A 12,467-nucleotide genomic window follows, 5' to 3' on the forward strand; every position below is an offset into this window, starting at 1 on the left:
GCCACCCACCGTGATCGAAGTGAGGTGCCGGCAGGCACCGGAGCACGCGGTGACGGCGTCGTGGGGACCTGCGGCGCCGCTGAACACGCGTCAGTCGTCGCAGCTGACCAGCAACCCTGCCAGGTCCCACTCGACCACGCGATCCATGGGCTCCTTGTAGAGGATCGCGGGATTCGGCTCCCACACACCTGTCAGCCGGTTGGCCACAGCGTGCGCGTCCCCGCCCTGCTCCTGAAGTGCGAGCCACATCGCAGTGGCCTCGGGCGGACACAGCGACCGGTTGCCGCCCGGAGCGTGCAGGACCATCTCCACGCTGTCCAGGAGGGTGAGCGCCAGCCCGGACGCGGGACGGAACCTGTGCATGTCGTCTCGCTCTCTCGTCCGCTCCGTTCATGTCTGTGGGAGAGCCGTACGTGGCGCGGCCGCACCGCACGGGGACAACAGTCCCTCCTGTCAAAGCACGGAGAATCGCGATCTCCGGGTTCACACGCCGGCCCCCGGCCAGCGGCCCGGCGAGTGCAGGACGATCCGCCACTGCGGGCGGTGGGGCTATGGCTGCCGTTGCCGCCCGCAACGACGAGTACGCGGCGCGCTACTTCGCCAGCTGCGGGTAGAGGACGCAGAGGTCCTTGGACAGCCCCGCCTTCACGTGGCGCGTCATGTCGTCGGCCAGCACCGGTGACCGGTCAGACGCTTCGCCTGGACGACAACCACGTCGTCTCGGCGCATCGTGCCACCTGTACCGGCAGCGGTGGGACATCCCACCTACTGCCGGCATCGTAAGTCGAATGACGGATCGGCGCCGTCGGAGCGTCTCCGAGAATGAGGCACAGGCCCCGGCCGACGGCTGCACGAGTCAGTCGCCGGGGGAGGTGTTCTCCGCCGAGCAGGGCTTCCTCGTCGATGCCGGGCGGAGACGGAGAACGAAGGAACGCAGCATGAGCATCATCTCCAGTCCGCTTCCCGACGCGGAACGCAAGGTGACCGGAGCCGCCCTGCAGGACACCCTCGTCGACCTGCTGGACCTGTCCCTGGTCGCCAAGCAGGCGCACTGGAACATCTACGGCCCGCGTTTCCGCTCCATCCACCAGCAGCTCGATGAAGTGGTCACCGTCGCGCGTGACTACGCCGACCAGGTCGCCGAGCGCGCTGCCGCGCTGGGAATCAGCCCGGACGGGCGGGCGGGTACCATCGCCGCCGGCAGCGGTCTTCCCGGCTTCGAGTCCGGCTGGATCGCGGACGATGCGGCGGTGGAGGCGCTGGTCCGGGCGTTCTCGGCCCTCATAGACCGCGTGCGCGCCCGCATCGAGACCACCGGTCAGTCCGACCCGGTGACCCAGGACCTGCTGATCGGGCTGACCGCCGAGCTGGAGAAGCAGAGCTGGATGTTCCAGGCGGAGAACCGCAGCTGACGCCGGTGCCGGGAGGCGCACCCCGCGTCCTGGCCGCCGACGCCGTGCAGAAGGTCGGCAACGGCCATCCCGGTACGGCGCCATCGAGGGGGAGCTGTGACGTCACCGGTGTGAGCCCGCTGCGGAGGACCACCGTCGAAGAACGTCGAGAAGGAGCAACACGATATGGAAGAGAACCAGAAGATCCTGCACCGGATCACGGAAATGGCCCAGGAGGAACGGTCGCTGCGGGACTCCCCGGGAGCAGGCAGAGGGGGCGGTGACGCCGAGCGTGTCCGTCTCGGGCTGCTGGAACGCGAGTTGGACCAGTGCTGGGATCTGCTGCGGCAGCGCAAGGCCAGGGCCGAGTTCGGGCAGAACCCCGACGACGCGCATGTGCGACCGCGGTCCGTTGTCGAGCATTACGCATCCTGACGGCGGATCTCCCGTCCAGGCACATCCACGGCAATCCGCTTCGTGATCCCGCCGGCCGACGGCTCCCGCGTATCGTCGGGCCTGGTCATCCACGGTGTCACCGGGCGACCTGGCACTGCCGTTCTCCAACACGATGTTCGAGCCGGTCCGGAACCGGTCCTTCGTGAACCACGCGCCCATCACCACGGCCCTGCGGGTGCTGACCGCCCGCTACCCGGGCCTGCCGCCCGCCGCGGGTGGCCTGTTCGTCCTGGACACCGGAGCGCTGTCCCGGCTGGGCAGGGAGCACGGCCGGCGCTGACGGTTTGGAATGTCACGGACGCGTCGCCCCGGGGCGAGCGACCGCGGCTCGTGGCGACGGTGCGGCCGAACGCAGTGCACCGGCGCTAAGGCCGAGATTGGTTCGCTTGAGTCGCTGCCTCGGGGGCATGAGGGCACTGACCTGCGGTTTCGCAGCCTCCTCGGCTCAGTGGCCGAAGAGTTCTTCGGCCGCTGAACCGAGGAGACAGGCCGTCTCGGGCGCTGAGCCGCACGCCGGCCGGACACTCGAGTCCCGTTCCGCGGGGCCGACATGTGTGTGCGGGGGAGGGCGGAAGTCCCCTCCCCCCACACCTCAGTCCACCCAGCTGGTGAACAACGCGTTCAGTCCCTCGGCCATGGTCGGATGCGCGATGATTCCGTCCCGCAGGCTGGTGAAGGGCAGACCCGCCCACATGGCCGTCTGCACCACGGTGAGGACCCCGGAGGAGTCGGGGCCGAGCAGGGCCACACCCAGGATCTCCTCGGTGTTCCGGTCCACGACCGCCTTCCACAGGCCTCGGGTCTCGCGCATCGTGCGCGCCCGCGGAATGGCCTTGACGGGCAGCTTGGCGACCCGGATGTCGCGGCCTGTGGCGCGAGCCTGCTCCTCGGTCAGTCCCACCCGGGCCAGTTCGGGGTCGGTGAAGAGGTTCCACGGGACCAGGCGCCCGGCGGTACTGCGCGTACCGCCCGCGATGTTGGCCTTGACGATGCGGTAGTCGTCCAGTGAGACGTGGGTGAACTGCGGACTGCCCGCGACGTCGCCCACCGCCCAGGTGCGCGGCGCGTGGGTGGCGAGGGTGTTGTCCACGCGGACGAAGCCGCGTTCGTCGGTCCGCACCCCTGCCACGTCCAGACCCAGATCGCGGGTGACCGGGTCGCGTCCGGAGGCCGCGAGCACGTCGTCGGCGACCAGGGCCCGGCCGTCCTCGAGGACCAGGCGTACGCCGTTCTCGTCGCGGGCGACGTCCTTGACATTGACGCCCGCGAGGATCTCGACACCGTCCTCACGCAGGCATTCGGTGAGCACCCCGGAGATGTCGGCGTCCTCCCGCGGCAGCAGGCGCGGATTGCGGTCGAGCACCGTGACCCGGCTTCCGAAGGACGCAAACATATGCGCGAACTCCAGGCCGACGTATCCGCCGCCGATCACCACGAGACGCTCCGGAATGCGTTCCAGGCTCATGATCGTCTCGCTGGTCAGCGGTTCCACATCGGCCAGCCCCGGCACCGACGGCAGGTGCGGGACGGTGCCGGTGTTGATCACGACGTCCGCGCCGCGCACCACGCGGCGTCCGCCGTCGTTCAGGTCGATCTCGACCGTCCGCTCCGCCACGAAGCGCGCCGTGCCGAGTACGAGGTCCATGCCGCTGTCCAGGAACTGACGGTGGTTTAGGTCCACCATGTCCGCGACCACGCCCTCCTTGTGGGAGCGCAGCAGCGGCAGGTCGACCTCCAGCTTGCCGAGACTCAGTCCCAGCGACTGGGCGGCGGCGGCCCGGCGGGCGAGCCGGGAACTCGTCACCAGGGATTTGGTGGGGATGCACGCCACATTGATGCACGTGCCCCCGATCATGCCGCGCTCGACCATGACAACTCTGCGACCGGCTCGCGCGAGGTCCATGGAAAGCGTTTTTCCTGCCTTGCCGCCGCCCACCACCAGCAGGTCGACGTCCTCCACGACGTCCTGGGAATCGATCACGATTGTGCGTCCTCCTCTAGAGGTGAACCGGTTGCGAACGGCGGTGACCGAAACCATGCGATGGCGCACGGGCCCGGGACCTCACGCGACAGCCTGTCCCTGCCCCGGGCGCCCCGCATCCGTCGATTGACTCGGTTCCGGCGTCAGCCGGCACGCCCGGCCGCCGGACCGGCCGCACCGGGCCTCTTTCGCCAGGGCGAGGCCGCCGCCGGACCGGTACCGGCATCCACGAGCCGTCCGTGACCGCGCCCCCCAGCCGCCCGGCCCAGGGCGACGCACGACGTCCTCCGCGCGGTGTTGAGTCATCCGACAGATGCCTGACGTCGCGGCAGACCCTAGGTTCGTCCCGCGGGACCGGCCGGACGGCGCATCGCCCGGGTCCCGTCGTGCGGGCGCTCCCGAGGCTCGGGTCCGGGCCGTGGCGCGCCGAGGTACGCCCCGTCCGCCCGGGAGTGTCCGCACCGCGACGAGCGTCCGTGCCGCACCGTCGCCGCGGCCGGGTCCAACGGCGGGCCGGTATGCAACTGCATGCCGAGGCCCGCGCAGGAACGAGTGGAGACCGCCATGACCACACCCCACCCCACCGCGGAGACCGAGTCGCGCGGCGACGACGTCCGCTTCTGCGTCCTCGGTCCGGTACGGGCGTGGCGGGCCGGGGCGGAGTTGCCGCTCGGACCTCGGCAGCAGCGACTCGTCCTGGCGGCGCTGCTGGCCCGGGCGGGACGCCCCGTCTCACTGACGGAACTGGTGGCCCTGCTCTGGGAGGAGGACCCGCCCCGCAGCGCGGTCAACGCGGTCCACCGGTACGTGGGTGTGCTGCGGCGCCTGCTCGAACCGGGGCTGCCGGCCAGGGCGCCCGGAACGTGGCTCGTACGGCAGGGCGGCGGTTACCTGCTGCGGGTCGGCCCGGACCAACTCGACCTGCTGGCCTTCCGTGCCTCGCTGCGCCGGGCTCGCGCTGCGGTCACCGCGGGAAGCATGCAGGAGGCGGTCAGCTGTTTCGGCGCGGCTCTGGAGCAGTGGCAGGGACGGTGTGCGGCCGATCTGGAGAGCGTCGTGGGCGACCACCCGCTGTTCACCGCGGTGGAACACGAGTACGTCGCGGCGGTGACGGAGGCAGCGGACGCCGCGTTGCGCTGCGCTGCTCCACCCTCCGTCCTGCTGGCCGCGCGCCAGGCGGCGCAGCGCCACCCCTTGGACGAGCGATTGCAGGCGCGGCTGATGCTCCTGCTCGCTGCGGACGGCAGGCAGGCCGAGGCGCTGCTGATGTACCGTCGCGTGGGCACCGTGCTGAGGGACGAACTCGGCGTGGAGCCGGGGGCGGAGCTGCGTACCGCGCACGAGCTCGTCCTGCGTGGCCCGGCGGAAGACTTCCGCCCGGCTCCGGCCACCGCAACGTCCGCGGACACCGTGGTGCGGTCAGGCGCTGCCGAGACGACGGGTGGGGGCATCGCTGTACGGCCTGAGTCCGCCGTGGAAGAAAAGCCCCAGGCCTCGTCACCGGTGCACCCGGTGCCTGCCCAGCTGCCGGCGGACCTGCCCTGCTTCACCGGCCGGGAGCGTGCCATGGAGCAGGCACTGGACCTCGCCGGAGGGACGAGCGGGGCCCTGCCCGTGCTGGCGATCGACGGCATTCCCGGCGTCGGCAAGACCGCTCTGGCGGTGCGCCTGGCCCACCGGGTGGCCCCGCGCTTCACGGACGGCCAGTTGTTCGCCGACCTCGGTGGCTTCACGTCCGGCAGGGGCCCGTCGGACCCGGGCGCGGTGCTGTACGGGTTCCTGGAGGCACTGGGTGTGCCGCAGGGGCGCATCCCCGAGACGACGGACTCCCGGGCGGCCCTGTTCCGCAGCGTGCTGGCCACCCGCAGGGTTCTGGTCGTGCTGGACAACGCCCTCGACGTGGAGCAGCTCCGCCCCCTGCTGCCCGGTGCCCCGCAGTGCATGGCGGTGATCACCAGCCGTCGGCGGCTGAGCGGACTCGCCGCCGCGCTCGGGGCCCGGCTGACCAGTCTGGACGTGCCCTCGGCCACGGAGGCGACCAGGTGCTTCCTGGAACGGCTCGGCGCCGGCCACCCGGACGCGGACGCGGGTGCGATCGAGGAGATCGTCGAACTGTGCGGCCGCCTGCCCCTCGCCCTGAGCATCGTGGCCGCCCGCGTGCTGAGCCGTCCGGATCAGCCGCTGCGGCGGACGGCGGCCGAACTGGCCGCGGCCGGGGAAGGGCTCGACGGGTTCAGCGACGACGACCGCGGCAACGACCTTCGTGCCGTCTTCTCCTGGTCCTACCGCACGCTGGGCCCCGATGCGGCGCGGATCTTCCGTATGCTGCCCTCGCACGGGACGACCGAGTTCGGCACCGGGGAGCTGGCGGTCGCGGCGGGTCTGTCGCCCCAGGCCGTGACCGCGGCCCTAGGAGAACTGGTGCGCTCCCGGCTCCTGACCCCGGTACGGCGTGACCGGTACGGAGCACATCGCCTGGTCATCGCCTACGCCGCTGAACTCGGCCGTGGGGCGGAGCAGCGGTCCGCCGGAGTTACGCGTGCGAACGCCCGCCGGGCCACAGAGCACGTGGCGGTGGTCCAGCCGGTCACGGTGACGGTTCCGGCGGAGCCGGAGCTGTCCTCACGCGTCACCCACCGACGCGGCGACCGGGTGCCTGCGGGGCAGGCCGGCGGGACGTATGCCGGGGCGGCGCCCCACCCCGGCAGGGGCGACGTGCGTGTGATGACGGCCGCGTGAGCCGGCGTCTCGCCCGCAAGGCGCGACGACTCGTCCCCTGACGGAGGTGTGCACCGGTTGGCCGTCTTCTCTCGGTTATTGACCCGTCTTCCCTTGGCCGCCCGGTGCTCCGCGACAGGGGGTGTCATGCATGGACGGAGTTCGCCGACCCCGGTGCCGGCACCAGCTACGAGCCGTCCTCGAACGCGCTGTCGTGACTCCGTCGACCGGACACCTGCCCAGAACGCACATACACACGACATACGAACGAGGTACGCCATGTCGGACAACGCGACGGACAACACACCTGACTACGTCCGGGGCGAAAGGATCAGCCCCGGCTACCACCGAGTGACCTTCGACAACCCGCCTCTCAACCTCTACGACCCCGAGGTCGAGGCCCGTCTCGCAGAGATCGTCGAGCAGCTTGACGCGGACCCCGAGGTCAAGGTCGTCGTGTTCGACAGCGCCCACCCGGACTTCTTCATCGCGCACCACAACCTGGGCCGGGTCGGCGAGTTCGGGGAGGGCATGCCCGTCTGGTTCGCCCTCGTCGACCGCCTGGCCAAGGCGCGCTTCATCACGGTGGGATCCCTGCGGGGCCGCGCACGCGGCATCGGCAGCGAGTTCCTGCTCGCCCTCGACGTACGATTTGCGAGCCGGGAGAAGGCTGTCCTGGGCCAACTGGAGATCGGCAGCGGCATCATTCCCGGCTGTGGCGGTCTCCAGCGCCTGTGGCAGTTGACCGGACGTTCGCGGGCACTGGAGATCATCGCCTCGGGCGACGACTACGACGCGGACAGGGCCGAACGGTACGGCTGGATCAACCGCGCGGCGCCTCGCCTCCTTCGACGCCGACGCGCTGCATGCGGTGAAGGAAATCCTGAACGAGGAGGCTCCCCCGCCTAGTGCCGCCGCGCTGGCGGCCACGAACGAGCGCTTCGTCCGGCTGCTGACCCGGGAGCACGTCCAGGAGCGCCTGCGGCTGTTGGCGAAGGCGAGCCCCGAGGCCGTCTACGACCTGGAGCTGAACATGGGCGAGCGGATCGGCCCGCGTACCTGAGCCGGAGTACCGACTTCGCGACGCCGCGGAAACGCACCCGGTGCGGGGAGATGCGCCGCCCGCGCTTCCTCCCTTCCCACCACTTCATTCCACCCCGATACAGCGAGGCGCTCACGTGAACGCCGAAAACCTCCAGAGCCAGATCACGACGCCCAACCTGCACGTGGACGCCGCGGACGGCGTCACCTACCGCTACCGCCGTTTCGGCATCCCCAACCGGAGCGAGCTGCCGCTACTGTGCCTGGTCACTTCCGCGCCACCCTCGACAACTGGGACCCGCAGTGGTCGGTACACTCGCCGCTGAACGAGAGGTCATCCTGGTCGACCTCGCCGGTGTCGGCGGCTCCACCGGTACCACTCCGAACACCGTCGAGGGCATGGCCCACAACGCCTTCGCCTTCCTGGACGCCATCCAGCTGCACCGCTACGACCTGCTCGGCTTCTCCATCGGTGGTTTCGTGGCTCAGGAGATGGCCCTGTTCCGGCCGTGGCAGGTACGCCGCCTGGTCCTGGCCGGAACGGCTCCCAGGGGAGGCCGGGACATCCACCTGTACAAGGCCGGCGCCACCCATAACGCCGCCTTCGACGACGCCGCCACGGCCGCGAACCTGCTCACCCTGTTCTTCGCGAAGAGCGCGTCCAGCCAGGCCAAGGGGGTCGAGTTCCTCAAGCGGCTGAGACTGCGCACCGCTGAGCGGGGCACACCGGCTGGCCTGGCCGTCCGCGACGCACAGCTGACCGCGATCTCTGCCTGAGGCGTCCGCGATGACTCCCGTCTGCAGCGTCTGGAGCCGATCCGACAGCCCGTGCTGGTGGCCAATGGCGACAACGACGAGATGGCGCCCGCCCGGAACACCTACCTGCTGGCCGGGCACCTGCCCAGCGCCACGCTGAGCGTTTACCCGGACGCCGGCCATGGCCTCCTCTTCCAGTACCCGGTCGAGTTCGCCGCCGAGGTGAACGCCTTCCTCGGTGGCTGACACAGTCCCTGTGCCCCATCCGCTTGCAAGCATCCACGATCAGGAGCAGTCCCATGCTCAGTGAACAGCACGCCGCTGACGCCTCATTGGTATGACTCGGTGGTCAGCTGTTCGATGGTGCGGGCGAACCGGGGCGCCAGACCGGGGTTGGCGGAGAGGAAGTCCTCCAGTGCTGACCAGGCCCCCGCCTGCGACCGCATGCGGGGGCCGGACAAACGGGTGGTAGGGGAGTCCCGACCCAGGACAGGGACAGGGTGCTGTGTCGGTTGACGGTGGTGCCGGGGTGGATGTGCTCGGCAGACTGGAAGAGGATCGTGGGGTTGATCCGGGCGAGGTGCCGTGCCGTCATCAGGTCGGCGAACTCCTTGGCGTCCCGTGCCGCCGCGCTGAGCTCTTCGACGTTCTTGAGGTAGTGGCGGGTCTCGTCGGGGTGGCGGGGGCCGTCGTCGCTGCCGGGGGCCTTGTGCCCGGCGACGACGGCCTTCGGGTGCAGTGCCGCGATCTTGTCGATGGCTGAGACCCAGTCGCGGCGGCGCTGGGCGTCACCCCCGGCCAGGAAGAGGTGGACGCCGTTGTAGACGATGTCGCCCGCGACTGCGAGACCGAGGTCGGGGACGTGGACGAAGGTGGCGTCCTGGGTGTCGCTGTCGCTTGCCTCCACGAAGCGGGCTTCATGGCCTTCGAGGTCGAAGGTGTGGCCGTCGATCGCCGTCGGCACGATGACGTCCTTGACGATCTGGCCGGGGAACTGGCTGTTCCAGTAGTCCATGAGGCCGGTTGTCTGGTACTGGGCAAGCGCCACAGTCCCCTTGGTGCCCAGGATCTGCGCATCGGGGAATCGCTTGGCCGCCTCCGCGAAGCCGAACCAGTGGTCGCCGTGGCCATGGGTGGCATACATGGCGAGCAGGTTCTTGCCGGAGGCGGCCACCCAGTCGGCGACCTCGCGGGCCTTGTCCTCGGTGTGCGGAGCGTCGACCAGGGTGGCGTCGCGCTCGCCGTGGATGAGGGTGGAGGCGATCGGGGACCAAGCCGGGACTGGCCGTACCGAGGCGCCGTCGGGCAGCACCGCCGGCGGCGGGAGGGTCACCAGGACGTCGTAGCCGAGAGCCGTCACTTCACCGCCTGCCGCGTCGTGCCGGTCGCCTGGAACTCACCGCAACGGTCCGTCAGCGTCGTATCGTTCATGCATCCACGGTCCGGCGTGGCAAAACGCCGTGCAATGGAGCAGTGGCCAAGTAGCGCCAGAAGTCTGCCAATCGGGGTCGGCGTGCTACGCGTGTGCCCCGGCACGGTCCGGCCGCACGGTCGCGGCAGCAGCCTGGAAGGTGCGGCGGTAGGCGAGCGGAGAAACGCCTAGTTCCGCGCTCATGTGCTGGCGCAGTGAGGTGGCGGTGGCGAAGCCGACGTCGGTGGCGATCTGGTCGATGGTGAGGCTGCTGGATTCCAGCAGGTGGCGGGCGCGGTCGAGGCGCTGCTTGATGATCCATTGACGGGGCGACAGGCCGGTTTCTTCGCGGAAGCGGCGGGCGAAGGTACGCAGGCTCATGTGGGCGCGTTCGGCCAGTTGAGGGACAGTGAGCGCCTCGTCGAGGTGTTCCAGGGCCCACTGGCGGGTGGCGGCGGTGGAGGAGGCCGGGTCGTCGGGCACGGGGCGGTCGATGTACTGGGCCTGCCCGCCGTCGCGGAAGGGCGGCACGACACAGCGGCGGGCTGCGCGGTTGGCGAGTTCGCTGCCGTGGTCGGTGCGGATGAGGTGCAGGCACAGGTCGACGCCGGAGGCGGCGCCGGCGGAGGTGAGAATCGTGCCGTCGTCGACGAACAGGACACCCTCGTCGAGGCGGATGTGCGGGTACCAGCGGCGGAAGAAGGCAGCGCATTCCCAGTGGGTGGTTGCGGGGCGTCCGTCGAGCAGGCCGGCGGCGGCGAGGATGAACCCGCCGGTGCAGATCGAGGCGATCCGGGTGCCGGGGCGGATCCGGGAGAGTGCGGCCGCGACGGGTGCGGGCAGGCCGCGGGTCAGACGCGTCGGCTCGATCGGGGCGACGATGACAGTGTCGGCCTGTTCCAGGATGTCCGGCCCGTGCTCGGGCATGACGGAGAACCCGGCGTTGGTGGCGACCTGGCCGCCGTCCGCCGAGCAGACACGGACGTCGTAGCGGCCCTCGGCGGCGCCCAGGATCCGGGCCGGGATGCCCAGCTCGAAGGGATAGACCCCGTCCAGGGCGAGGACGGCCACCCGGTGCGGATCGCACCCGGAACTGTTCATGGCAGAATTCTATCGTGTATTGGCATATCTGCCATTGTCCTTGATCGTCGAAGGGCAGAGGGTGGAATGCATGAACGACACGATGCTCACCATCAGCCAGGACGAGTTCGGCGGCCCCGAGGTCCTGACGCCCGTCACCGCCCCTGTTCCGAAGCCCGGCCTGGGCGAGATCCTGATCCGGGTACACGCGGCGGGTGTGAACCCGGTCGACACCTACAACCGCGAGACCGGCGTGCTCGTCGGCGAACCACCGTTCGTGCTCGGCTGGGACGTCTCCGGCACCGTCGAGGCCGTCGGTGCCGGCGTCACCCTGTACGAGGTGGGCGACGAGGTCTTCGGGATGCTGCCCTTCCCGCACGGCCACGGTGCCTACGCCCAGTACGTCCTCGCGCCGACCCGCGCTTTCGTGCCCAAGCCGGAGAACCTCGGCCACGTGCAGGCCGCGGCCCTGCCGCTCGCCGGGCTGACCGCCTGGCAGGCCTTGGTGGAGACCGCCCGTATCGGCAAGGACAGCCGCGTCCTGATCAACGGCGCGGCCGGCGGGGTCGGCCACCTGTCCGTCCAGATCGCCAAGGCGCACGGCGCGCACGTGGTCGCCGTGGCCTCCGCCCGCAACGCCGACTTCGTACGCGCCCTGGGCGCCGACGACGTGATCGACTACACCGCCACCGACTTCACGCGGACTATCCGTGACCTGGACGTGGTGCTGGAGGCTGTCGGAGGCGACTACGCCGTGCGCGCCCTGGATTGCCTCAAGCCCGGCGGCGTCCTTGTCACGACTTTGCCGCACACCCTCGCCGACGTACTGCCGGAGGCGGCCCGCCGAGGCGTCCGTGCCGCCGGCCTGTTCGTCGAGGCCGACCGAATCGGCATGAGCGCCCTGGCCGAGCTCGCCGCGACCGGGCGGCTGGTCCCCACCGTCGACGCCACCTACCCGCTGGAGCAGGCCGGCGCCGCGCAGACCGCCAAGCCGGGCCGCGGCAAGACGGTCCTCACCGTCGCCTGACGCCTCTGCCCGCCCGACAGAGGAGAAGGCACAGTCGTGCCCTCGCCGCACTTCTCCACACTCGTCCAGGACGGCGTCCCGCGCGCCGGTGACCCGCGCAGGCCCGGCGGCAACCGGCTGGTGTCCTCCCCGCTGACCACGACCCTGATCCTGGGGGAGCGTGAGGCCGCCCTGGTCGACCCGCCGCTCACCATGGAGCAGACCCGCACCGTCGCCGACTGGGTCGAGCGCTCCGGCAGACGACTCACGCACATCTACGCCACCCACGGTCGCGGCGACCACCGGTTCGGCGCCATCGAGATGATGCACAGGCAAGTCACCGACGCGCGGGCACAGATGTGGGACCGCGACTTCCCCGGCCTGATCGGAGACGCCCCGGTCCTCACGGCCCCGCTTCCCGAGACCGGGGTGTTCCTCGGGGGACACGAGCTGCGCGCGGTGGAGACCGGGCACACCGACACCGACGACTCCGGCGTGCTGCACGTCCCCTCCATCGGCCTGCCCGTGGCCGGGGACGTCGTCTGCTGCAACGTCCACCTGTACCAGTCCGAAGGCCAGCCGCTTACTCACCTGAGGCGTTTCACATTCCTCGGGCGAGCCGGGGGC

At 70.5% G+C, this 12,467-nt stretch carries 14 protein-coding genes; 10 read left to right on the forward strand and 4 right to left on the reverse strand.

The window, feature by feature from the left end; translation table 11 throughout:
• Positions 1-90: 90 nt before the first annotated feature.
• Positions 91-363, reverse strand: coding sequence for a hypothetical protein (locus LQ326_RS44510; protein ID WP_234544831.1), 273 nt, complete (start codon positions 361-363; stop codon positions 91-93).
• 575 nt (positions 364-938) lie between these two features.
• Between LQ326_RS44510 and LQ326_RS44515 the strand changes: the two genes are divergently transcribed.
• The 3 genes from LQ326_RS44515 to LQ326_RS49200 all read left to right on the forward strand — a co-directional run bounded on the left by LQ326_RS44515 (position 939) and on the right by LQ326_RS49200 (position 2,127).
• Positions 939-1,412 carry a Dps family protein gene (locus LQ326_RS44515; protein ID WP_234544832.1) on the forward strand — a complete coding sequence of 158 codons (474 nt, stop codon included), beginning with the start codon at positions 939-941 and terminating at the stop codon, positions 1,410-1,412.
• A 165-nt stretch (positions 1,413-1,577) separates the two neighbouring features.
• On the forward strand, positions 1,578-1,826 hold the full coding sequence (locus LQ326_RS44520; protein WP_234544833.1) for a DUF2630 family protein: 249 nt from the start codon (positions 1,578-1,580) through the stop codon (positions 1,824-1,826).
• Between the two features lie 94 nt (positions 1,827-1,920).
• Positions 1,921-2,127 (forward strand): hypothetical protein, encoded by a 207-nt coding sequence (locus LQ326_RS49200; protein ID WP_434056966.1) that lies wholly within the window; start codon positions 1,921-1,923, stop codon positions 2,125-2,127.
• A 312-nt stretch (positions 2,128-2,439) separates the two neighbouring features.
• On the opposite strand, the gene LQ326_RS44530 is transcribed toward LQ326_RS49200, so the two are convergent.
• Positions 2,440-3,828: a dihydrolipoyl dehydrogenase family protein gene (locus tag LQ326_RS44530; protein ID WP_234544834.1), complete on the reverse strand. Its 1,389-nt coding sequence runs from the start codon at positions 3,826-3,828 to the stop codon at positions 2,440-2,442.
• Between the two features lie 564 nt (positions 3,829-4,392).
• Here LQ326_RS44530 and LQ326_RS44535 point away from each other — a divergent pair.
• From LQ326_RS44535 to LQ326_RS44555, 5 genes are all read left to right on the forward strand, one after another.
• A complete protein-coding gene (locus LQ326_RS44535; protein ID WP_234544835.1) occupies positions 4,393-6,567 on the forward strand; it encodes an AfsR/SARP family transcriptional regulator in 2,175 nt (724 codons plus the stop codon).
• A 258-nt stretch (positions 6,568-6,825) separates the two neighbouring features.
• A complete protein-coding gene (locus tag LQ326_RS44540) occupies positions 6,826-7,455 on the forward strand; it encodes an enoyl-CoA hydratase/isomerase family protein (protein WP_234544836.1) in 630 nt (209 codons plus the stop codon).
• Complete coding sequence (locus LQ326_RS44545; RefSeq protein ID WP_234544837.1) at positions 7,418-7,609, forward strand: hypothetical protein; 192 nt, start codon at positions 7,418-7,420, stop codon at positions 7,607-7,609. Before LQ326_RS44540 ends, LQ326_RS44545 begins: the two co-directional genes overlap by 38 nt.
• Positions 7,610-7,890: 281 nt before the next feature.
• On the forward strand, positions 7,891-8,364 hold the full coding sequence (locus LQ326_RS44550) for an alpha/beta fold hydrolase (RefSeq protein WP_234544838.1): 474 nt from the start codon (positions 7,891-7,893) through the stop codon (positions 8,362-8,364).
• A 51-nt stretch (positions 8,365-8,415) separates the two neighbouring features.
• Positions 8,416-8,589: an alpha/beta fold hydrolase gene (locus LQ326_RS44555; RefSeq protein ID WP_234544839.1), complete on the forward strand. Its 174-nt coding sequence runs from the start codon at positions 8,416-8,418 to the stop codon at positions 8,587-8,589.
• 103 nt (positions 8,590-8,692) lie between these two features.
• On the opposite strand, the gene LQ326_RS44560 is transcribed toward LQ326_RS44555, so the two are convergent.
• A complete protein-coding gene (locus LQ326_RS44560) occupies positions 8,693-9,703 on the reverse strand; it encodes an MBL fold metallo-hydrolase (protein ID WP_234544840.1) in 1,011 nt (336 codons plus the stop codon).
• A 156-nt stretch (positions 9,704-9,859) separates the two neighbouring features.
• Positions 9,860-10,855 carry a GlxA family transcriptional regulator gene (locus tag LQ326_RS44565; protein WP_234544841.1) on the reverse strand — a complete coding sequence of 332 codons (996 nt, stop codon included), beginning with the start codon at positions 10,853-10,855 and terminating at the stop codon, positions 9,860-9,862.
• Between the two features lie 70 nt (positions 10,856-10,925).
• Here LQ326_RS44565 and LQ326_RS44570 point away from each other — a divergent pair, with 70 nt between their 5' ends.
• Positions 10,926-11,861 carry an NADP-dependent oxidoreductase gene (locus tag LQ326_RS44570; protein ID WP_234544842.1) on the forward strand — a complete coding sequence of 312 codons (936 nt, stop codon included), beginning with the start codon at positions 10,926-10,928 and terminating at the stop codon, positions 11,859-11,861.
• Positions 11,862-11,897: 36 nt separating this feature from the next.
• Positions 11,898-12,467 (forward strand): MBL fold metallo-hydrolase (locus LQ326_RS44575; protein ID WP_491074096.1); only part of this gene is annotated, 570 nt, incomplete at its 3' end.

It is taken from the genome of Streptomyces shenzhenensis (assembly GCF_021462265.1).
Classification (GTDB): domain Bacteria; phylum Actinomycetota; class Actinomycetes; order Streptomycetales; family Streptomycetaceae; genus Streptomyces; species Streptomyces shenzhenensis.